At 67.0% G+C, this 20,501-nt stretch carries 19 protein-coding genes and 2 pseudogenes; 8 read left to right on the forward strand and 13 right to left on the reverse strand.

Features of this window, described 5'->3' with window-relative positions; all coding sequences use genetic code 11:
• Positions 1-189: 189 nt before the first annotated feature.
• The 5 genes and pseudogenes from AB0I19_RS04840 to AB0I19_RS04860 form a co-directional block, all read right to left on the reverse strand.
• Positions 190-1,779 (reverse strand): ATP-binding cassette domain-containing protein, encoded by a 1,590-nt coding sequence (locus AB0I19_RS04840; RefSeq protein WP_357145127.1) that lies wholly within the window; start codon positions 1,777-1,779, stop codon positions 190-192.
• An 816-nt stretch (positions 1,780-2,595) separates the two neighbouring features.
• Positions 2,596-3,282 (reverse strand): PAS and ANTAR domain-containing protein, encoded by a 687-nt coding sequence (locus AB0I19_RS04845; protein ID WP_357144506.1) that lies wholly within the window; start codon positions 3,280-3,282, stop codon positions 2,596-2,598.
• Between the two features lie 142 nt (positions 3,283-3,424).
• Positions 3,425-3,655 carry a hypothetical protein gene (locus AB0I19_RS04850; RefSeq protein WP_357145160.1) on the reverse strand — a complete coding sequence of 77 codons (231 nt, stop codon included), beginning with the start codon at positions 3,653-3,655 and terminating at the stop codon, positions 3,425-3,427.
• Between the two features lie 250 nt (positions 3,656-3,905).
• Positions 3,906-4,055 (reverse strand): annotated as a pseudogene (locus AB0I19_RS04855) (transcriptional regulator); the annotation flags it as partial.
• A gap of 217 nt (positions 4,056-4,272) precedes the next feature.
• On the reverse strand, positions 4,273-4,842 hold the full coding sequence (locus tag AB0I19_RS04860; RefSeq protein WP_357144508.1) for a hypothetical protein: 570 nt from the start codon (positions 4,840-4,842) through the stop codon (positions 4,273-4,275).
• 325 nt (positions 4,843-5,167) lie between these two features.
• Between AB0I19_RS04860 and AB0I19_RS04865 the strand changes: the two genes are divergently transcribed.
• From AB0I19_RS04865 to AB0I19_RS04875, 3 genes are all read left to right on the forward strand, one after another.
• Positions 5,168-6,445, forward strand: coding sequence for an FAD-dependent oxidoreductase (locus AB0I19_RS04865; protein WP_357144511.1), 1,278 nt, complete (start codon positions 5,168-5,170; stop codon positions 6,443-6,445).
• Positions 6,446-6,784: 339 nt separating this feature from the next.
• Positions 6,785-8,305: an MFS transporter gene (locus AB0I19_RS04870; protein WP_357144513.1), complete on the forward strand. Its 1,521-nt coding sequence runs from the start codon at positions 6,785-6,787 to the stop codon at positions 8,303-8,305.
• Positions 8,292-8,873, forward strand: coding sequence for a TetR family transcriptional regulator (locus AB0I19_RS04875; RefSeq protein WP_357144516.1), 582 nt, complete (start codon positions 8,292-8,294; stop codon positions 8,871-8,873). Before AB0I19_RS04870 ends, AB0I19_RS04875 begins: the two co-directional genes overlap by 14 nt.
• A 51-nt stretch (positions 8,874-8,924) precedes the next feature.
• On the opposite strand, the gene AB0I19_RS04880 is transcribed toward AB0I19_RS04875, so the two are convergent.
• On the reverse strand, positions 8,925-9,779 hold the full coding sequence (locus tag AB0I19_RS04880) for an SgcJ/EcaC family oxidoreductase (RefSeq protein ID WP_357144519.1): 855 nt from the start codon (positions 9,777-9,779) through the stop codon (positions 8,925-8,927).
• A gap of 91 nt (positions 9,780-9,870) precedes the next feature.
• A complete protein-coding gene (locus AB0I19_RS04885) occupies positions 9,871-10,815 on the reverse strand; it encodes a sigma-70 family RNA polymerase sigma factor (protein ID WP_357144522.1) in 945 nt (314 codons plus the stop codon).
• A 105-nt stretch (positions 10,816-10,920) separates the two neighbouring features.
• Between AB0I19_RS04885 and AB0I19_RS04890 the strand changes: the two genes are divergently transcribed.
• Positions 10,921-11,307: a nuclear transport factor 2 family protein gene (locus tag AB0I19_RS04890; protein WP_357144525.1), complete on the forward strand. Its 387-nt coding sequence runs from the start codon at positions 10,921-10,923 to the stop codon at positions 11,305-11,307.
• A gap of 335 nt (positions 11,308-11,642) precedes the next feature.
• Here the strand turns inward: AB0I19_RS04890 and AB0I19_RS04895 are convergent, their stop codons facing one another.
• The 3 genes from AB0I19_RS04895 to AB0I19_RS04905 are packed head-to-tail and all read right to left on the reverse strand — an operon-like array spanning position 11,643 to position 14,604.
• Positions 11,643-12,380, reverse strand: coding sequence for an SDR family oxidoreductase (locus AB0I19_RS04895; RefSeq protein WP_357144528.1), 738 nt, complete (start codon positions 12,378-12,380; stop codon positions 11,643-11,645).
• A complete protein-coding gene (locus AB0I19_RS04900; protein ID WP_357144530.1) occupies positions 12,377-13,399 on the reverse strand; it encodes a phosphotransferase family protein in 1,023 nt (340 codons plus the stop codon). The genes AB0I19_RS04895 and AB0I19_RS04900 overlap by 4 nt, the downstream gene beginning before the upstream one ends.
• On the reverse strand, positions 13,396-14,604 hold the full coding sequence (locus AB0I19_RS04905) for an acyl-CoA dehydrogenase family protein (protein ID WP_357144533.1): 1,209 nt from the start codon (positions 14,602-14,604) through the stop codon (positions 13,396-13,398). Before AB0I19_RS04905 ends, AB0I19_RS04900 begins: the two co-directional genes overlap by 4 nt.
• Before the next feature lie 130 nt (positions 14,605-14,734).
• Between AB0I19_RS04905 and AB0I19_RS04910 the strand changes: the two genes are divergently transcribed.
• Positions 14,735-15,607 carry a TetR family transcriptional regulator gene (locus AB0I19_RS04910; protein ID WP_357144536.1) on the forward strand — a complete coding sequence of 291 codons (873 nt, stop codon included), beginning with the start codon at positions 14,735-14,737 and terminating at the stop codon, positions 15,605-15,607.
• A 73-nt stretch (positions 15,608-15,680) separates the two neighbouring features.
• On the opposite strand, the gene AB0I19_RS04915 is transcribed toward AB0I19_RS04910, so the two are convergent.
• Positions 15,681-16,613 carry a phosphotransferase gene (locus AB0I19_RS04915; protein ID WP_357144538.1) on the reverse strand — a complete coding sequence of 311 codons (933 nt, stop codon included), beginning with the start codon at positions 16,611-16,613 and terminating at the stop codon, positions 15,681-15,683.
• Between the two features lie 88 nt (positions 16,614-16,701).
• A pseudogene (locus AB0I19_RS04920) lies at positions 16,702-16,857 on the reverse strand (MarR family transcriptional regulator); the annotation flags it as partial.
• A gap of 225 nt (positions 16,858-17,082) precedes the next feature.
• Here AB0I19_RS04920 and AB0I19_RS04925 point away from each other — a divergent pair.
• The 3 genes from AB0I19_RS04925 to AB0I19_RS04935 all read left to right on the forward strand — a co-directional run bounded on the left by AB0I19_RS04925 (position 17,083) and on the right by AB0I19_RS04935 (position 19,722).
• Positions 17,083-17,901, forward strand: coding sequence for a DMT family transporter (locus tag AB0I19_RS04925; protein ID WP_357144542.1), 819 nt, complete (start codon positions 17,083-17,085; stop codon positions 17,899-17,901).
• Between the two features lie 131 nt (positions 17,902-18,032).
• On the forward strand, positions 18,033-19,256 hold the full coding sequence (locus tag AB0I19_RS04930) for an ABC transporter substrate-binding protein (RefSeq protein WP_357144545.1): 1,224 nt from the start codon (positions 18,033-18,035) through the stop codon (positions 19,254-19,256).
• Between the two features lie 160 nt (positions 19,257-19,416).
• Positions 19,417-19,722: a hypothetical protein gene (locus AB0I19_RS04935; RefSeq protein WP_357144548.1), complete on the forward strand. Its 306-nt coding sequence runs from the start codon at positions 19,417-19,419 to the stop codon at positions 19,720-19,722.
• A 162-nt stretch (positions 19,723-19,884) separates the two neighbouring features.
• Here the strand turns inward: AB0I19_RS04935 and AB0I19_RS04940 are convergent, their stop codons facing one another.
• Positions 19,885-20,469, reverse strand: a complete 585-nt coding sequence (locus tag AB0I19_RS04940) for an XRE family transcriptional regulator (RefSeq protein WP_357144551.1) — start codon at positions 20,467-20,469, stop codon at positions 19,885-19,887.
• Positions 20,470-20,501 lie beyond the last annotated feature (32 nt).

Raw genomic sequence — 20,501 nt, forward strand, 5'->3', positions numbered from 1 at the left:
AGCGTCGTCTCGAACTACCGGTGGCGGCTGAGCCTGGCTCCGGGCGAACCCCAGTACGACGCCTACGAACAGCAACTCGCCATCGGCCCGGTGATCACTGTGCCCACCATCATCCCCTGGCCAGCGACTTCGACGGCCCCGGGCCGCCGGGCCGGTAGCGCTTACCGGTCCGGCAGCTTCGGTATCGCCTCACAAAGATCCGCGGTCTCGGAAACGGCCATCGGCATCGAGTTCGATAACGGTGTCGATGCCGAGGCGCCGCAGGAACGGGTAGTCGTGGCTGACGACCAGCACAGCGCCGCGATAGGCGACCAGCGCGTCGACAAGCTGGTCGACGCTGGCGATATCCAGGTTGTTCGTCGGCTCGTCGAGGACCAGCAACTGAGGCGGCGGATCGGCGAACAACAAGCGCGCCAAGGAAACTCGGAACCTTTCACCGCCCGACAGCGTCGAGACCGGTCGCTCGACGCTGGTGCCGCGTAACAGCATTCGAGCCAGGTGGTTGCGGATGGCGGCGGGCGGCGTGGCCGGGGCCGCCGCGTGCACGTTCTCCAGTGCGCTGACCTGGTCGTCGAGGCCATCGAGGCGTTGCGGGAGGTAACCGACCCGATCGGTGAACAATGTGCCGGATCCGCTACCTTGCAGCAAGTTCTCGATCAGCGTCGACTTCCCGGCGCCGTTGGGGCCGACAATGGCGACGCGTTCGGGCCCTTGGACGATGACGCTGCGGTCGCCGGCGCGGAGTTCCGCGATGCGCCTGCCGCGCTGCACGTCGGGATCGGGCAGATCGAGTCGGATGTGCTCCTCACGCCGTACCCGGCTCGCCGCTTGGTCCAGAACACCCTGGGCAGCTAGCACTTTCGCATCAAGCGTGGAACGCATCGCCCCCGCCGACGCTTGCGCCTTACTGGCACGATTGCCTGCCAGGATCCGGGGAATGCCACCGTCGCGCTGCGTAGCCTTTCCCGTGCGTTCCCGCCTGGCCAGCTTGGTCTCGGCCTCGACGCGTTGCCGCTTCTCTACTTTCAACGCCTGCTCGGCAGTCCGCGCGGCCTGCTGCGCCGCGGCCTGTTCCTGCTCGACGTATTGCTTCCAGGCGCTGTAGGGCCCACCGAACACCTCCAGGGTCGTACCGTGCAGTTCCGCGGTGGCATCCATACGCTCGAGCAGCTCGAGGTCGTGGCTGACCACCACAAGGGTTCCGGGCCACGAATCCACGAATCCGGAAAGCACGGCCCGGGTTCCACGGTCGAGATTGTTGGTGGGCTCGTCGAGCAAGGTGATCGGGGTGCGCCGAACACGTAGCCCTGTGATTGCGACGAGAACAGCTTGCCCCCCGGAGATCTCGCCGACGCGGCGGTCCAGATCGGCTGCGCTGAAGCCGATCTCGTGCAGGGCCTCGTCGGCGCGAGCCTCGATGTCCCAATCGTCGCCGATCGTCTCGAAGGGTTCTTCGCCGGTCGCACCGGACTCGATGGCCCGGAGGGCGGCGAGTTTGTCTGCGATGCCGAGCAATTGGGCGATAGTGGCGTCGCGGCCGAGGGTGAGTGTCTGGGGAAGGTACCCCACCTCCCCGGTGATGTCGATGCGCCCGGAGCTGGGCGTGAGGAGCCCGGCGACCAGGCGCAGCAGCGTTGATTTACCGGCGCCGTTACGGCCGACCAGACCGGTGCGGCCCGTACCGAATGCTCCGTTGATCCGGGACAGCGCGACGGTTCCGTCGGGCCATTCGAAGGACAGGTCGTGCAAAGTGATCGCCGAGGGTGTGGATGTAGACATGGATGTTCGACTCTTCCTGCTCGTGAAAACGAGCGACCGCAAAGGACTCGGATGTTTGCGGATGCCGTCGAAAGCGACGCGGCGCGGCCGAGGGTGCGCGCCAGCGCAGTGAGCACAGGCAGAAGGCACGTTCCAGAGTTGAGGGAACGTGTCGTCGAGAGCGCCGCCTTCGAGAGGGCGGCTACAGTCTGTCGACCTCTTCCATGAGCACGCCGCCACGTTACCACCGAGCTCAAGCGGTCGGGATTACGTCACCCACAGCGTGGCGACCGATGCCGCCGGCACCGTGTGCTCGATGTCGACGGTGGCCGAGCCGGGGTGGCGGTGATCTCCGAGGCCCGGAATGCCACAAATCGCTAGTCAGCGCAATCGACGCGCGCCTTGACTCGAGCTTCGCCAGGCAAGACACCGGTGTCGTTATCGCGGGCTCGAACCTGTCTACCCCGACGCCGACCGATATCGGACAGGCCTACCCCACCTGGCCGACGGGTGAAACGGCTTCGGCGCCAATGCCGTACCTGCGCCTCTGGAGAATCCGGAGCGACGGAGCCGACTCCACCGTTTAGACAAGTTGTAGCGGGTAAAGCCCCCGACAGATCCTGCGACTACCCGGGAAGTCGCAGCGATCGAGAACGCGCCGGTTCAGGCGAGTAGTCGGCGCGTTCGACCCCTACCTCTGTGACGCGGGCTGTGCGAGCTGTGGTGAACGATCAATCGTCGCCGGCGCGGCGATCGTGGATACCACCACGAACGAGGTCCTCTCCTGGCCCACGGCGGCAGAGACGACCGGAGATCCAGCGCAGATCACCGGTTGTTTCACGCCTCGGTGGTGCTGGTAATCCGTTTGTGGCAGGTCAGAAGCAGATGATCGAACGCGGTCACGGTCTGTACCGGTGGCCGTGGGATCAATTTCAGGTCCGCGATCACGCAGGCCGCGATGTCACGAAGCTTGACATTGGTCTCCTGCGAACGCCACACCAGCACCTTGAACGCCTGCTCGGCGTCGATACCGTACATGCGCATCAGCACACCCTTGGCCTGCTCGATCACCGCCCGCGCCGCCACCACACCACCGATCGCCTCCGTCGCGGCAGCCTCGGCCACCGCGTCGACAGTCTCGGTCAGATCCAGGTAATAGCCGGCCGTACCCACCGGTTCGCCGTCGTCGTCGAGGACTTGGTCGGCGATGACCATCACCGTGTGTACGCGGCCACTGGTGTCGAGGAAACGGTGACGGCTCGAGAACGGCTCACCCTGGGCCAGGGTGCGTTCGATCAATTCGGCGACAAGATCCCGGTCCTCAGGGTGCTTGTGCGAGAGCAACAACTCGGTGGTCGGCACGATCTGACCGGGGGCATACCCATGCATCCGGTACACCTCCGCAGACCACTCCCAACGCTGGTTGGCGAACCAGAACGTGAACGATCCCACCGAGGCGGGCCGCGTCACGACCGTACGAGATCCCTCGTCAGGACCGCTCTCGGTTGGATCAGGGCTTGTCATCGACTCATCATCGCACCGGCAACCACCGACAGCGCTCCAAGACCGCCTCGGACCAGACGGACGCCACCGGCCTGCGGTTCGTCTGTGCGTGAGGTGGCTCAACCGGCCATCTCGCCGCTGACCTCGCGGTTGGAGTACTGGGTCAGAGTTCGGCGGTGTGAGGGTGGTGCAGGCCTTCGGTCTCGCTCAAAGTTTCCGCGACCGGGAGAACCAGGTGCGGTTCGAGTGAATTCAGCAGCAGCCCACGCTCTTCGAGCGCCTCCCGAACCAGGGTGAAGCCCATCTGCTCGAGATAGCGCAACCCGCCGTGGATGAGTTTGGACGAGCAGCCTATGCAGCGGGCTTGGCCGTCGGCTACTGGCCGGACCTGCACGGGCTACGCCGCAACTGGCGGGCAGCCGCCCAATGGTGCCCGGCCACGACCGCTCCGCTCGCGAAGACGAATACCAGCACTGGCAACGGGCCGTCCAACTCAGCATCGGCTGGTCCCGGCCCACACGCCGCCCCCCACTGAGCAGCGCCGCGAACACAACGCCACCAGGACAAGCGGACTGGTCGTTCACCGCGTCGGCGCTATCGCCTCTCTCGGACAGGAGGTACTCGTTGCGAGTGCGTTCGCCCGGCGACCGGTAGGGCCGGGTCATCAGGATGCCTGCAGCGACAAGCTTGCGGAGCCGGTCGGCTAGAACGGCCTCCGACATGCCCAGATGGTCACGGGAGTCGTCGAAGCTGCGGACGCCGCTGATCGCCTCGCGAAGATCGACAAGCTCCACTTGATGATCGACAACACTGCGCTACCTGATCCGAACGACTCCAACGAATCCCGACAGCTGCACATTCGTAGGGCTAGCCCTGTCAGCTCGGAAAAGCGAAGCGACTCGAGCCCCTGACCCACTTCGGTTCAAGCGCCGCATGATCACCGTGCGCCGAGCGTATCGCGCCGCACTCGTCTCGGTGTGGATCGTCGTCGCTGCGGATGTCATCGCTGCGTTACCGGATGATCCGACTCAACAATCCGAGTTCTTCGGCGAGCGCACCGTCTTGGCCGAGCGCCATGAAGTCAGCCTCGATATCGGCCGGTGCCAGCCTGCCCGCGCGCACCGCCTGGTAGCGCACATACGACCAGAGGAAGACGTCGAGGTTGTCGAAACGGGTGTCGCCCTCGAGAACTTCCTCCTCGTGGAACCACACCGCGACCTGCCCGGTGGTGAGCAAGACATACAGGTTGCCGCCGCCGTCGGCGCCGACGGAGAACACGTCGTCGTCAGCCAGCTCGGTGCTGTAGTCCGCGTCGAGAATCCCGCAGCCGTTGGCCGCGAAGTCGAACGCGTAGGACCACTCGAAGATGTCGAGGAACTGCGGCATCCGACCGGAGCGGACCCGGCGGTCGAAGGCCGCGAGCGCGGCGGCGTCGGCAGGGGCGAGTCGTGCGAGAAATGGTTCGGCCGAACGAGTTTCGGCGGGAATCGACACGAGGTCGGCGTCCGGAAACCAGTGGGCGAGGTCGGCGTCCAGACCACGATCGGTGTAGCCGAGGAGTTCGGCGAGAGTAAGCGTCACCGGAGGATTGTCCGCGAGGAGCCGATACGAGTGCTCACCGGTCGTCACCCCTCCGAAAGCCGGCCGCCATACTGACGGTCGCTTCAGATCCGAACACCCACCCGCCCAGCCTGTCCCGAAACCCGGGAGATCTCAGGTCACCTGCGGGCCTGTCCCCGTCGATGCAGGCGATTACCGGCGGCGTGGACGGGCGGACGCGCCCGGTCGCACGACGACCTCGTTGTGAGCAAGGGCGGCGTGGTCGTGACTGCACTCGACGACCACTCGCACGGGCGCGTCGCAATCGGCGTGGCGGACATCCAGGAAGGGCCCCTCGGGATCAGCCGTGTACTTGTCTCCCCATTGCAGGCTCGGGCTACGGGTCGCACTCCTGCACAATCGGCCCGTCCTCGGGGGAAACGCGAGCGTCGAGATCGGCCTCACTCCCCGCGGCGAGACCGGACCGCTCGTGCATGAGCTGTCGAAGCGCCACCCCGACGGCGATCTGATGGCACGCCAGGTCCTCGAGGCGGAATCGAACGCGTCGCTCTACACCGAGCACCAGGTCTTCCGCGTGATCACCGCCGAACGACGGGTCACCGCGGTCGATGCCCGCGACACACGGACCGGGCGGGAGTATCGATTTTCCGCTCCGCTCGTCATCGACTGCAGCGGGACAGCGATCGTCGGCCTGCTCGCAGACGCACGAACCCTGTTCAGCCACGAATCCAGGGCCGAGTACAACGAACCGACGGCTCCAGCCGAGCATCTCGACCAGCATCACGGTCACACGCTGTTCTTCCGGACTCGCGAACACTCGGAGCCGGTGCCGTTTCCGGATGTCCCCTGGGCACAGGCCGTCGCGAAGGACTACGCGAATCTCGGCGGGCAACTGGTGGAGCCAGGGGTCGACAACGGGCCAGGTCCCGTGGCGGGTCGATTCCGTGATCCGGATCCGAGCATCCGCCGCCGAATGCTGTTCCCCGCCACGCACCTCTGGGAGTACGGCCAATGGCTCGATCCGTATACCCAGGGCGAGGAAATTCGCGATCACCTGCTGTGCGCGATCTATGGAACCTTCGCCAACGTCAAGGCCCTCGAACCGGATACCTACGCAAACCTGGCGCTGGACTGGGTCGCTTTCGTCGCCGGGCAAGGGGAGTTCCGACGATACCTCGGCGGATACGTGTTGACCGAGAACGACATTCGCGAGCACCGACGCTTCCCCGACACAGTGGCGATGAACTCCGGGGCGTTCTGTTTGCACTATCCGATCGACGACGAATACGACTTCCGCCTGAAGGACTGGAAGTGGGACACCCGCGACGGCCTCCCGTTCGAAGTGCCGTTCCGATGCCTGTATTCAGCCGACCTGGACAACGTGATGATGGCAGGCAAGCACATCAGCGTCACCCATATCGCCGGCTCGGTCACGAAGTTCATGGGCAACGGAGCGCAGCACGCGATCGCAACGGCCGCCGCCGCCGCACTGTGCCTGAAGTACGACCTCACGCCGCACCAACTCCGCGACAACCACATCGAAGAGCTGCGCCGGATCGTCGGCGACCTGACGGGTGCGGTGAACCAGACGGCCGAAAACGGTCGAGAGAACGAGAAGGAGTGAAGGCAGACCTTCACCGCGAGCGGGCGCACCAGGTCCTGGCGGGCATTGCGCACGAACGCGAGGACCGTGGACGCGTCGAGCAGGCGTCCTCTCGATGGGCGATCAGTACCGGGGCCGTTCGGGCCGATTCCGGCAGTCGGAATCGGCACCGTTCTCGAGGTGGACCGACCTCGCCGAAGAAGGTCCCTCGACGATCACCCCGCCGTCACACAGGATGACGGCAACCGCGTCCTGGGGGGTCGTGTCGGGGGTGATTCGAGTGAGCTGGGCTTTCGTCATGACACGTCTAAAGTCCATTTGGACTGTACAACCAGACAGGCGGACTGTTAGCCTGGTGCGGTGAGCCCAGACGTCGAAACGAACCGTGCGGGTAGGCGCGAATGGTGGGCGCTCGCCGCCCTGGTCCTGGTGGTGCTGCTGCTCACGATCGACGGTACGGTCCTGTACCTGGCCGTCCCGTCGCTGACCACCGACATCGCACCGACCGCGACCCAACTGTTGTGGATCGGCGACATCTATTCGTTCGTGTTGGCCGGCTTGCTGATCACGATGGGCAATCTCGCCGACAAGATCGGGCGCAAACGGCTGCTGCTCATCGGTGCGGGGGCGTTCGGCTGTGCGTCGGTGCTTGCCGCGTTCGCGCCGAACCCGGAAACGCTCATCGCCGCTCGCGCGCTACTCGGTGTCGCGGGCGCGACACTGATGCCCTCGACGCTGTCGATCGTTCGTCAGCTGTTCGCCGATCCCAGGCAGCGCACCACCGCGATCGCGATCTGGTCCGCGGGCGCCACAGCAGGTGCCGCGCTCGGGCCACTCGTCGGTGGTGCGCTGCTCGAAAGGTTCTGGTGGGGCTCGGTATTCCTGATCAACGTGCCGATCATGCTGGTCGTCCTCGTCGCGGGCGTCGTGCTGCTCCCGGAGTCGCGCGGCGACGCCAACCGGCCGGTGGACCTCATCTCGGCGGCGCTGTCGATTGTCGCGATCGTGCCCCTGGTGTACGCGATAAAGCATTGGGTCGGAACGGGTTTCGACTGGACTGTGCTCGCTTTCGCGGCAGCGGGTGTGCTGGCAGGATGGTTGTTCGTGCGCAGGCAGTTGGATCTCGAGTACCCGCTACTCGATATCGCACTGTTCCGCCGACCGGCATTCACGGGTGCGGTCACCTCGTCGGCATTGTCGATCTTCGCGTTCATGGGTCTGCTGTTCTTCTTCTCCCAGTACCTTCAGCTCGTGCGCGGTTACGGGCCGTTGCGGGCCGGGATGGCCGAACTTCCGGCCACGATCGCGTCGATCGTAGTGATCGCCTTCGTCGGCGTGCTCGTCACCCGATTCGGCCCGGGCCGCTCGATCGGCGCCGGTCTCGCCACTGCCGCGGTCGGCCTTCTCCTGCTCGGGTTGTCCGCCACCCACTCCGGCTACTGGGGTCTGGGTGTCGCCTTGGCGGTACTCGGTCTCGGCGTGGGCGTGGCCATGACCCTGGCGGTCGACGCCGTGGTCACCGCCGTGCCCCGGGAACGCGCGGGCGCGGCGTCCTCGATCGCGGAGACCGCGTACGAACTCGGCGGGGCGCTGGGAATCGCGGTTCTCGGGTCCATCCAGTTGGCGAATTACCGCTCGCATGTGAACCTGCCTGCCGATACCGACCCGTCCCGCGCCGCCGTCGTGGAGGACTCGCTCGCCGCCACCGTCGCGACGGTCGACGACCCCGGCATCGTCGCGCTGGCCAAGGACTCCTTCGCCTACGCCATGCAGACCACATCGTTCATCGCGGCGGCGATCCTCGCCGTCGCGGCGATCCTCGCTTGGCGTGCCATCCCTTCCCACGGCACTGTGAAAGTAGCTCGACATGACGAAGTCTGACCGCACAACCACCGGAGACCGCACCGCTACCCGCGACAAGGAACGAACCCGCCGCGCCATCTTGGACGCGGCCGAGGCGGTATTCACCGAACGCGGCGCCAATGTGGCCCTGGCCGATATCGCGGTCGCGGCGGGCGTCACCAAAAGCGGTCTCATGCACCACTTTCCGCACCGCGAAGCACTCGTCAACGGAGTCACCGAGCACATCCTCACCCGCTTGCACGAAGAGGTGCGCGCCCAGATCGACCTGTCGGAGAACAGACCCGGAAAGTTCACCCGGGCCTACATCCGCGCCTTCACCGGCGGCAGCGAATACGTGAAACGAGTCCTCGCCCCCACGAGCCTCATCACCACCCTCGGCACCTCACCGGAGCGCGAAGCCCTCTACGAACGAGACGCCCGCATCCTGGCCGATGCCTTCGCCGCCGACGGTCTCCCCCACACCCGGCTCCTCCTGATCCGGTACGCCACAGAAGGGCTCGCGGTCGCCGCCGCCAGCCCCTACCTGTCGGACGAAGATCTCGAGATCGCCCGCGCTGAACTCCTCGCGATGACCGAGGTCGAATAGTCGCACCGACCTGCGGCCACCCTGCAACGCGGCAGTACCGACGCAGGATGGTCACGCACTTCGCGGCGGCTCGTCCTCGGGTACGAGATCTGTTGCCGCAACACCGGTTTCCGGGTCGTAGGGGTAGGACACGTGCTGGTGCACGAGCAACCACCGTCCACCACGCCTGCGGAATACCCGGGTGCCTCGCGACCAGGAGTGATCGACCTGCCCGTTCGCGTCCTCGGCGCTCATGTGGTTGAGGCCCCACACCACGGCGAGATCACCGCGGACCTCGACTGCCATTTCGGGGACGTCCCAGGTCACCCGCCCGGGGGCGGATTCGAGTCCACGTCGGCAGACCTCGCGGACGTTGTCTGCGCCGGTGTAGTGCAGCGGTGCGTCGTGTTCGTAGGATTCGACGTCTTCCGCGATCTCCGCCATCAGCCTGTCGAGGTCCTTCTCGGCAGTCGCGGCGAACCACCGCTGATGCAGTGCGCGGATCTCGGCGATGTCGTCGGCCGGGTCGGCGGTGGTGTCGGGGAACGAATGGTGTTCGTGGGCCACCCTCCACCGGCCACCTTCCTTGCGCAGGCCGAGAGTGAGGCGCAGGCGGGTATCCGGTTCGGCCGCAAGCTCTTCCGGTGATCCGCACCGAAGAAGAGCGTGTGCGTAGGCGATGTCGGCGCCGGCCGACACGTTCAGCTCGACGATGTCGAAGGCGGCGCCGCGGCCGAGCCAGGTGAAGAACGGTGGCCAGGTCTGCCGGTAGGCATCGATGCCACGGACGCCGTTCTGCGGTGGCGGTACGTCGTACATGACGATGTCGGCGGTGTGGTCGGCCAGCACACGGTCGAGGTCACCGGCGCGGACGGCGGCGGCCCAGTCGTGGATCAGAGTACGGATCTGGTCTTCGTCGTGCGACATGACGGTCTCCCTTCGGGTGCCGAGGTCGGGCCCCGGCCGGTGGGAACGTCCCACTACCGGTATGACCCGGCCGACGGTGCCGAACTAATCGTCAGTCGGTCACGAATTCGGGAAGGGCGAAGCGGGCGAACAGTGCGGGATCGAGGAACGACACCACATCGGTGATCGCACCGCCGCGCACTGTCAGCACATCGAGGGCCATGGCCGCGAAGACGGAACGCTCGGGGTCCCACCAGTAGGTGCCGAACGCGGGTTGACCGTTGGCCACGGTCGGGCGGAAACGCCAGCGCCAGTGCAGCGGGCCGGTCACCAGGAATTCCCGGATCGCGGATCGTCCGCCATACCACTCGGGCAGTGGCGGCATGGCGTAGCGGGCGTCGGTGGCGAGCAACGCGATGATGCCGTCGACATCGGCGTTCTCCCAAGCGGTGGCATATCGCTCGGCGAGGCGGCGCGCCCGCGGATCGTCGGGCGCCACAGACGGTTCGCGCTGATCGAGGCGCGCCCGTGCCCGTTGCAGTGCGCTGTTGGCCGAGGCCACGGTCACGTCGAGCAATTCGGCGGTCTCGCTGGCGGTGAAGCCGAGGACATCGCGCAACAGCAAGGCACCCCGCTGCACGCCCGGCAACTGCTGGATCACCGCGACGAACGCCAATTCGATCGACTCGCGAGCCGTATAGCGCGCCTCCGGCCCCGGCTCCCCCACCCCGACGCCGGGATACGGTTCGAGCCATATTCTTTCGGCCGCGGGCGCATCCGGCTCCGAATCCATCGGGAGTTCGCGTCGGCCGCGCTGCTCGAGCATGGTCAGGCACCGGTTGGTCGCGATCTTGTACAGCCATGGCCGGAACTTGCCGGGATCGGTGAGGTTCGCGCGCGAGCGCCACGCGCGGAGCAAAGCCTCCTGCAGGGCGTCGTCGGCATCATGAACCGAACCGAGGAAGCGGTAGCAGTGCCCGTGCAGTTCCGCGCGCAACGGGCCGACGAGGCGGTCGAACTCGGCGCGATCAACGGCGGGACCATCAGCACTGTCCACCTCGCGATCATGGCACACCTCAGCGTCGGTGTGCCCGGCGCCAGATGTCGATTCATAAGGGTCTCGTCGGCGCCTCGCTCTCAGCCGAAAACGAACGTGGCGTGAGTGGACATCGGCTGGCAGGGTGAGTGCATGGAGAACTTGCGGGACGCCGAACGGCGGTTACAGGCCGCGCAACTTGCCGGGGATGTGCAGGCACTGGATCGTCTGCTGGATGACCGGTTGATCTTCACCTTCGGCGCAGACGTCTACACCAAGGCCGATGATCTGGAGCTTCACCGCACCCGGACCCAGGTGGTGACTGCCTTGGTCGAGGAAGAGCTCGACGTCCTCACCGACGGACGTGCCGGAGTGACCTGGTTTCTCGGGACGATCGAGGGGACCGTCAACGGCGAGCCTTTCGGAGCCAGGATGCGCTACACGCGTTCATGGCTGCACGACGATGAGCACGGCTGGCGAATTATCGCGGCACACGCCAGCGCGACGGATTGATGCTCCTGTGACCACCCAGTTCAATAGTCTCGCCCGCGAGTTCTCGGAGGCGACGCTCGATCGCTGTCGACCGAGCCGCTTCGCGACAGCGCTTTCCAGAGAACCGCTCGGATGTGGCCGGGGTCGGCGTCCCGGTCATCGAGGAGGATGGCAGAACACATACCGTCGGACAGCGCGACGAAAGCTCAAATTACTTGCGCCGACTTCGCTTGGCAACAGCTCCGTTCGAGGTCGACTACGAAAGATGCGCGAGCGCGAAGGCGGACGAGCCGCCCCCCGTGAGCCCATGTTGACGGGGCTGATGAAACGGCCGAAACCTAGTCGCGACAGCGCAGTCAGGCTCGGTAGCCGTCGGTGCCCGCGCGGGACATGACGATTGTCGGCACAACTGCGCGGGCGGACAGCCGCAGCAGCGCGTCGACCATCTCGACGATGTCGTTCACGGCGAGCATCTGCTCGGGGGGAACCTGATCGTGGATCCAGGCGCTCATCTCGGTGTCGACGAAGGCGGGTGCGATGGCGGTGGCGGTGACTCCGTTGCCGGATTCTTCGGCGTTGAGGGTGGCCAGCAGCGAGATCAGCGCCGCCTTGGCCGCGCCGTAGACGGCGAGCCCGGCCTCGGCGTAGACGCCGGTGATCGATGACAGCGCGATGACTTTCGCACCGCGACCGGGGTTTTCCCTGGCCCCGGCGCGCAACAGCGGCAGCGCGCCCTGGATCAGCTGGATGGGAGCGCGGACGTTGACTTCGATGGTCTTGTCGAAGCGCCGCATCGACGATTCGGCCAGCGGGCCCGCGGTGCCGACACCCGCGTTCAGGATCAGGGCCGACATCGTCGCGAACCGATCCGTGTGCGCGCCGAGCACGCGCGCGACGCCCTCCTCATCGGACATGTCGGCAGCGACAACGACCACTTCCGACGCGCCGTCCGCACGCAGTTCCGCGGCGACTGCTCGCAGACGGTCGACGTCGCGCGCGGTGATGGTCAGCGAATAGCCCTGCTGGGCCATATGTTTCGCGATGCCGAGGCCGATACCCCGGGAGGCGCCGCTGATGAGCGCGGACCTGGTCATTTCCGGTGTCCTTTCATTGCCCGCAGCCCGGCCGCCATGAATTCCGGCGTCGCCTCGGCCGCGCGTTCGGCGCCTGCTCCGGCGCCCGAGCCCTGGAGCGCGCGGTGGGTGATGCCCTCGCCGATCACGCCGAGTTTGAAGTTGGCGAGCGCGAGGTAGAACCCCCAGTCGCCCAGGTCTCGGCCGGAGGCCGTCGCATAGGCCTGTGCTAGAGCGTCGGCGGTGGGCATCCGATCGCTGGTCCACGCGGCCGAGGAGCCGAGAACCAGGTCGAACACCGGTGAGCGGTACACACACATCAGCGCGACATCGGTGAGCGGATCCCCCAGTGTCGACATCTCCCAGTCCACGACAGCACGCACCCGGGCCGGATCGGCCGCGTCCAGAATCGTGTTGTCGATCCGGAAGTCGCCGTGCACGATCGAGGCCGCGGAGGCGTTCGGCGCTGATTCCGCCAGCGCCGCGTGCAGCGCCGCGACATCGGCGAGCTCACGGGTCTTCACCCGATCCCATTGGGCCGCCCACAGATTCACCTGCCGTTCGACGAAACCCGTGGGGCGCCCGAACGTGCCGAGCCCCACCGCGTCCGGGTCGATTTCGTGCAATCGGGCCAGCACGCGCACCAGCTCGGCCGCGCTCGCCGCCACTTGGGCGTCGGTGAGGGCGGCGAGGTCGTCCTGGTCTCGGATCACCGTTCCGTCGACGTATTCGACCACGGTCATAGGGGCGCCGAGCGCGGTGCCCTGCGCATCGAATGCGACGGTCTTAGCGACCGGCACCGCCGAGCCCTCGAGCGCCCGGGTCACGGTGAATTCGCGGGCCATGTCGTGGGCGGAGGGGGTGAGCCCGGCGACGGGCGGACGGCGCACCACCCAGCTCGACTCGTCGTCGGCGACCGCGAAGGTCAGGTTCGAGCGGCCACCGCCGATCAGTCCCACCCGCAGCTCACCACGCACCGCGACGCCACTGTCGCGCAGGAACTTCTCCAGTGCGACGACATCCATTCCGGGAAGGCTCATTTCATGTCCTGCTGTGCGCGGCGGGCCGCGCTCACCGCGCGTTTGGCGATGGCCCAGCGGTGCACTTCGGACGGACCGTCGTAGATCCGGAACGGCCGGACCTCGCGGGAGAGCCGAGCCAGCGGCAGGTCGGCGGAGACGCCGAGGCCACCGCACATCTGCATGCTGCGGTCGATGATCCGGAAGATCGCTTCGGCCGCATAGGTTTTCGCGATCGACGTCGCGTTCGCGGCGGGTTCGCCGAGGTCGAGTTCCCAGCATGCGCGGGTCAGCAGTGCCCGCGTGGCGGCGATGTCGATCTCGTTGTCGGCGATCATCTGCTGGATCATGCCGAGATCGCCGAGCCGCGAACCGAATCCGCGACGCTCGGCCACCCGCGCCACCGCGACGTCGTGACCACGGCGGGCGGCTCCGAGCCAGCGCATCACGTGTGTCATGCGGGCCGGTCCCAGCCGCACCTGGGCGTATTCGAAGCCGCGGTCGACCGCCCCGAGCACAGCCGAGTCGGGGACGAGCACGTCGTCGAAGAACACCTCGCAATGGCCGCCGAGCATGGATCGGTCCAGGGTGTCGATATGGCGGCCCACTCGGATTCCCGGGGTCTCGGCCGGGGCGAGGAACATGGTCGCGCCACCGCGATCTCCTGGTTCACCCGAGGTGCGGGCCATGATGATGAAGAAGCCCGCGCCGTCGGCGCCGGTGATGAACCACTTGTGACCGTTGATTCGCCACCCGCCCTCGGCGCGCACCGCGCGGGTGGTCAGTGCGGAGGGGTCCGAGCCCGCACCGGGGGCGGGTTCGGTCATCGCGAAGGCCGAGCGGACCTCGCCGCGCGCCAGCGGGGCGAGGAACTGTTGTTTCTGCTCGGGATCGGCGATGTGGGCGAGCATGTGCACATTGCCCTCGTCCGGGGCCGCGATGTTCAGTGCCGTCGGGCCGAACAGCGAGTAGCCCGCTTCTTCGAAGATCGGTGCGCGGTTCACCATTCCCAGTCCGTGCCCGCCGTACTCGGTCGGTGCGTGCGGTGCGAACACTCCGGCTTCGCGTGCGGCGTGTTGCAGTTCCTTGCGCAGTGCGTCGCCGCCCGCGGCAGTGATGTCGCCGTCGTGCGCGTCCTCGATCGATAGCACCCGGTCGCGAACGAACCCGCGGGTGCGGTCGGCCAGCCGCTGCACCTCGGGCGGATAGGACAGATCGATCGCCACGAAACCACTCCTCACTCCCAGACCGAACGATCGCTCGGCATTGGATACTCAGCACCCTGACATGGTTCGCTCACACCTGTCAAACACAGCACTTCTCGGTCTTTTGTTATGTTCAGCTATTCTGAACAACATGAACACTCTCGACAACGGACCGACAGATCTGGGTGCGCGGCTGCGAGAAGCGAGAGTCGCGGCGGGGCTGTCGTTGCGGGAGACCGCGCGCCGCATCGGGGTCAGCCCGGCCACGCTCAGTGCCGTGGAGACCGGCAAAACGGGCGTCTCGGTACCCCGGCTCCGCCGACTGGCCACCGAACTCGGCACCACGACGCAGTGGCTGCTCGACGAGTCACGAAACCCGGTGACCACACGGCGTCCGCGCGGTGCCGTCACCGAGTCGATCACCGAGAAGACCCGCGCATGGCGTGAGTTCCCGCCGCTGGACATCGATCCCGTGCTCACCGCCGCGATCGAATCCTTCGTGGAAACCGGCTACCACGGCGCGACCATGCGGTCGATCGCGCACCGGGCCGGCATGAGCGTGCCCGGCGTCTACCACCACTACCGCGACAAACAGGACCTGCTGGTGCGGGCACTCGACCTCACCATGGACGAGCTGCACTGGCGGGTCGGCGCGGCCCGGAGCGAGGCAGCCACCGGTCGCGACCGGCTGATCCGCACGGTCGAGGCGCTCGCGCTGTTCCACACCCATCGCCGCGAACTCGCCTTCATCGGCGCCAGTGAGATGCGCAGCCTGGAACCTGCCGATCGGCAGCGAATCACCAGGTCCCGCAACAAGATCCAATACCTGCTCGACGAAGACATCGACACCGCACTCGCCGAGGAGAACCGCGCCACCGACCACGCGAAAGCCGCCGGACGTGCGATCGCGACAATGTGCACCGCCCTTCCACAATGGTTCCGACTCGACGGCCCGTCCACCCCTGAGCAGATCGCTACCGCCTATGCCGACTTCGCCCTCGGCCTGCTAGGCATAAGTCGGTGAACTTCAGGTACGGATCGATCGTGATCCCGGAGTGGGCCGCCAGGCTGTAGCGCGGGCACTCCTCGGTGGCTTGTCAGTCGAACAGCCCGTTCGCGAACGGTTGCATCCGCCAGGCGTCGAGAGCGGGCGCGAGCGCGTCGGCGAGGATCGGCTGCTGGTCGACCAGAGTGAGGCAGGTGATGGCACGGATCATGCCGACCGCCTCGGCGAACTGTGCGACGCGCGGATCGAGTGGACGTGTTCCGTTGGCCCTGGCGGCGGTGTCGTACGCGGCGGCCCCCTCGGGGCCCATGGCGGCCAGATCCCATTCGACGGGGCCGAGGCAGGTGAGTTCGAAATCGGCGTAGAGATGGCCGGTGCGGGTGGTGACGATGTTGACCGCGGGCGCGTCGCCATGGATGGGCTGCGGTGTGACGCCGGGGAACTCGGCGTCGAACGCGGTGCGCGAGGAGACCAGGGGTTCCAGCAGTGCCCATTCTCGTCGGACTCGGTCCAGGTCAGCCGGGGCGAGGAGGTCGGGGCGCTCGGCGAGCACGGTCAGACTCGAGGTGATGGTGTGTGGTTCGGCGGCGGCGAGGAACGGCAGGTCGCCGGGATAGTCGCGCAGGGCGAGGTGCAGGTCGGCCACGCGGGCGGAGTTGTGCACGTAGTCGGGTTCGACGTCGGAATCCTGGTCGACGTACTGCCAGAACGTCATCGAGAAGCCGTCGCGGCGTACGGGTTCGGCCGGGACAAGCGGGCTCGGCGGGATCACGGGGATTTGCCGGGTGGCCAGCCACGACACCACATCGAGTTCGATGCGCTGGCGCAGGTACTGCTCGTGGACGGGGAGGGTGACCACCGTCGGTACCCGCACCACGACCGGTGCGGGGGCGAGGTGTACGACCACGGAGAACACGTCGTGCAGGACAGCGGGGTGGGTCACGGTGAGCCCCTGTGCGCGGCCGGCGGCGACGGCGGCATCGACGGCACGCGCGGTGCGGTCGGCCAGTTCAGCGGTACTCATGGGGGACGACATGGGCACCGTTCGTGCCATGGTCGAAGGGTTCACGGCCACAAAGCCGTGGCTACCACGGATCAAACCGATGTCGTGCTCAACGCGGCGCCGGAACGCCGCGCAGGAAGCCCACGAGCGGCGCGAGTTCGGGGATCACCTCGGCGTCGGCGAGTGCCTGTTCGAGGATGCGATCGTGTGTCGGGCGCGCCTTTTCGTAAGCAGCCCTGCCGGTTTCGGTGAGCTCGGTGTAGATGGAAGAAGGCGGGGCCATCTCGATCATGTTCAGCGAACTGGCGGGATATTGACGAAAGTTGTCATATCAGCCACTAGCGTGACGCCAAGCCCGCCGAAATCATAGGATGAAAATGGGTGAGCGCCGTGCTCCCCACGGGATCGGAAATGGTGGGTGAGCCGGGTGAGTAGGCGCGGGTGGGTCCTGTTCCTCGCCCTCGGAGTGATCTAGGGTGTGCCGTACGCGATGATCCGCATCGCGGTCGAGAGCATCGACCCGGTGGTCGTCGCGTTCGGCCGCACCGCGATCGGTGGCCTGCTCCTCTTACCGGTCGCCCTGTACACCAACGCCTTCCGCGGCGTCCTCGCGCGCTGGCGGATGCTGCTCGCTTACACCGCCGTCGAGATCATCGGCCCGTGGGTCCTGCTCGGCTACGCCGAACAGACCCTGCACAGCTCCACCGTCGGCATCCTGCTCGCCGCGGTGCCGCTGATCGCCGTCGTCCTGGTGACAATGCTCGGCCACGACCACTTCGACGGCCGCCGCACGCTCGGTCTCGCCGTCGGCTTCGCCGGTGTCGCTGCACTGGTCGGCCTCGACATCGACCTCACCGCCCCGGCGGCGCTCGGCGCGGTGGCCGTGGTGACCATCGGCTACGCCATCGGCCCGATCATCAACGACCGCACTCTCGCCGATCTGCCCGCACTCGGCGTGGTCACGGCCTCACTGCTGCTCGCGGCCCTGGTCTACACCCCATTCACCGCGGTGTCCTGGCCCGAGCGCATCCCCGCCGACGCGGCATGGTCGGTGCTCGGGCTCGCCGTGATCTGCACGGCCGCCGCGTTTCTCGTGTTCTTCGCGCTCATCGCCGAGGTCGGCCCGGCCAGGGCGACCGTGGTCACCTACATCAATCCGGCGGTGGCGATCGTCCTCGGCATCGCGGCGCTCGGCGAACCGTTGACGATCGGCATGGCGATCGGCTTCCCGCTCGTCATCATCGGCTCGATCATCGGCACCCGCAGTGCCACCGCGCGCGTGCGCGACGCGGTGCCCGTCCGGACCTGAACACACGAAACCGCCCGATCGACACGTCAGGCTGCGCCGATTCTTCGACTCGGTATGCGATCCTTCGGCAGATACGAGTGCTCGTCCCGCGCGGTTCATCGCACTCGCACCCGCCATCGACAGGAGATGTCATGGACGCAGGCCCCACCGCCCGCAGCGAGGCACCTCTCCCCCGGATCGAAGCCGGCCGACCGGTTCTCACCATCGGCGTGGTCGTCGCGCGCTCGGGCCGCCTTTCCAGCCTGGGCGACCCACTCGACTTCGTCCTCACGGAGCTCGCCCCACACCTGCACCGTCTGGCACCCCGCGGCACCCGACTGCGGATCGCCGGCCGCGACAGCAAGTCGACCGCCGACGGTGCGCGCCAGGCGGTCACCGAACTCGTCCGGGACGAGCGGGCGCGCATCGTGCTCACCCTGGCCGGAACCCAGGTTCTGCCGGTGGTCGCCGACACGTGCGACAGTCTCGGCAGCGTCTGCGTTTCCAGCACCTTCCCCTGGCAGGTGTACTACTACGGCCGAGGTGATCGGCCGTTGAACCGGGCGTTCCATTTCTGCTGGGGCCTCGATGACATCGCCGAGGTGTTCGCCGACCTCTGGGAGCGCGCGGCACCCGACGGCCCGGCGATCGGCTGCCTGTGGAACGACGGCCCCCAGGGCAACTGGTCCCGCCACCAGGTCCACGGTTTCGCCCCCGTCGCACGAGGACGTGGTCACCGACTGGTCGACCCGGCGGGCTATCACGAGCCCGCCACACACTTCGACACCCACCTGCGCGTTTTCCGGGACAGCGGTGCCGAACTGGTGACCAGCGCGGCCACCACCCGCGACCTCACGCTGTTCCGAAGCAGGGCAATCGAATTCGGTTGGCACCCGCGCCTGATCACCTGCTCCCGTTGGCTCGCCTACCCACCCGCCGCCACCTGCTCCGGCGGCGAGGCAGGCCAGGACAACGTTGGCACCCTGGTCTACTGGACGCCTGTGCACCCCTACCGGTCCTCCCTCGACGGCACCACCGCCGCCGAACTCGCCGACGCCTACGCCCAGCACACCGGACGGCCGTGGTTACAGCCCCTCGGCCTGGCCTACGCGCTGTTCGAGGTCGCCGTCCACGCGCTGCGCGCCGCCGACGACCCCACCGACCCCGACGCGATCGCGAAAGCATTGCACCGCACCCACATCCAGACCATGGCCGGTCGACTGGACTGGACCTCGGGACCGGTGCCCGGCGTGGCGGTCGTGCCGCTGGCCGGTGGGCAGTGGCAGGTCACGGCCGGGCACACATACGACCTCGCCGTGATCACCCCCGGCAGTGTCGAGGGTCTGCGGCCGACCGCGGATCTGATGGTCTGCTGAGCACGCGTGTCGCAAGTGAATGCCCAGCCCACCGCGTTATCGTTCGATGGCAATTCGCATTTCTCCTGATGGCCCACCCGGATTCCCGGCGCGCCACGCTGTCAGCCGATCCGGGTGGACGACCGATTCGTCCTTCCACGGAACAGAACAAGGAGATCTCATGACAAGCCTTCGCATCGCCCGCACGCTCCTACCCGCATTGGTCGTCGTGGCGGGCACGCTGCTGCTCGGCGCACCGACAGCCGCCGCCGAATCGGTGTGGTCCTACACCTGCACCACGGTCGAGCCGAACTTCCCCGACATCGTCGGCAGCGGCTGCACCGCAGGTCAGGATGCGCCCACCGAAGGCCCGATCGACGGCGAATTCGTGGTGACACGCCCCGACGACGGCGCACGGTGGATCTGCAGCTCCGGCATGGTCTCCGGAGATGTCGTCGAAGGGGTCGAGTGCGACCGCAGGCGATGATCGAACCGCCGGTTCGCGGCTGACGATCCACGCGTCGTCCCGGACCCTCGCCGGGACGGCGCGCGCACCGCCCGGTAGCGCACATACGACCAGAAGAAGACGTCGAGGTTGTCGAAACAGTTGTCGCCCCCGTATGGAACTAGGAGCGTGCGTGGTGCGCTGTCAGCGGCGGGAGGTCCGGGCACGGATGTGGATGCGTTCGCCGTGTCGTCCGAACAGGCTGAGGAGTTCCACACTGCCGCGGCCCGCCGCACCGAACCAGTGCGGGATCTGGCAGTCGAACTCTGCTGCCTCACCGGCGTCCATCACGAAATCGTGCTCGCCGAGCCGGACGCGTAGTCGTCCGCGCAGCACGTAGAGCCATTCATTGCCCTCGTGGGTCCGCAGGTAGGGCTCTTCATCGTGGGCGGGGATGATCATCTTGTAGGCACGGAGATCGCCCTGGTGCCGGGACAGTGGGACCAGCACCCGGCCGTCGTTCTTGGTCGGTTCCTGCGGCACACGAGGATCGACGATCCGGGGTGCGGCGACGATCTCGTCGAGCGCGATTCCGAGCGCAACCGTGATCGGCAGGAGCAATTCGAGGCTGGGTTTGCGCTGCCCGGATTCGAGCCGGGACAGCGTGCTGGTCGACAGACCGGTGACCCGGGCAAGGTCGGCCAAACTGAGTTTCCGCTGTTCGCGGGCACGTCGCAAACGAGGCGCGATCTGCTCGATCACGGCGCCCACGGTCGGTTGGTCATCCATCCGGCCAGCCAACCAATCCATCCCGGAATCGG

Origin of the sequence: Nocardia sp. NPDC050413, from assembly GCF_040655475.1 — a bacterium.
Lineage (GTDB): Bacteria > Actinomycetota > Actinomycetes > Mycobacteriales > Mycobacteriaceae > Nocardia > Nocardia coubleae.

What these genes read in the sequence shown, in the direction of transcription:
- AB0I19_RS04840 (WP_357145127.1), bottom strand. Translation starts at nt 1,779, where the DNA reads ATGTCTACATCCACACCCTCGGCGATCACTTTGCACGACCTGTCCTTC.
- AB0I19_RS04845 (WP_357144506.1), bottom strand. Translation starts at nt 3,282, where the DNA reads ATGACAAGCCCTGATCCAACCGAGAGCGGTCCTGACGAGGGATCTCGT.
- AB0I19_RS04875 (WP_357144516.1), top strand. Translation starts at nt 8,292, where the DNA reads ATGACGAAGTCTGACCGCACAACCACCGGAGACCGCACCGCTACCCGC.
- AB0I19_RS04880 (WP_357144519.1), bottom strand. Translation starts at nt 9,779, where the DNA reads ATGTCGCACGACGAAGACCAGATCCGTACTCTGATCCACGACTGGGCC.
- AB0I19_RS04895 (WP_357144528.1), bottom strand. Translation starts at nt 12,380, where the DNA reads ATGACCAGGTCCGCGCTCATCAGCGGCGCCTCCCGGGGTATCGGCCTC.
- AB0I19_RS04900 (WP_357144530.1), bottom strand. Translation starts at nt 13,399, where the DNA reads ATGAGCCTTCCCGGAATGGATGTCGTCGCACTGGAGAAGTTCCTGCGC.
- AB0I19_RS04910 (WP_357144536.1), top strand. Translation starts at nt 14,735, where the DNA reads ATGAACACTCTCGACAACGGACCGACAGATCTGGGTGCGCGGCTGCGA.
- AB0I19_RS04915 (WP_357144538.1), bottom strand. Translation starts at nt 16,613, where the DNA reads ATGAGTACCGCTGAACTGGCCGACCGCACCGCGCGTGCCGTCGATGCC.
- AB0I19_RS04925 (WP_357144542.1), top strand. Translation starts at nt 17,083, where the DNA reads ATGATCCGCATCGCGGTCGAGAGCATCGACCCGGTGGTCGTCGCGTTC.
- AB0I19_RS04930 (WP_357144545.1), top strand. Translation starts at nt 18,033, where the DNA reads ATGGACGCAGGCCCCACCGCCCGCAGCGAGGCACCTCTCCCCCGGATC.
- AB0I19_RS04935 (WP_357144548.1), top strand. Translation starts at nt 19,417, where the DNA reads ATGACAAGCCTTCGCATCGCCCGCACGCTCCTACCCGCATTGGTCGTC.
- AB0I19_RS04940 (WP_357144551.1), bottom strand. Translation starts at nt 20,469, where the DNA reads ATGGATGACCAACCGACCGTGGGCGCCGTGATCGAGCAGATCGCGCCT.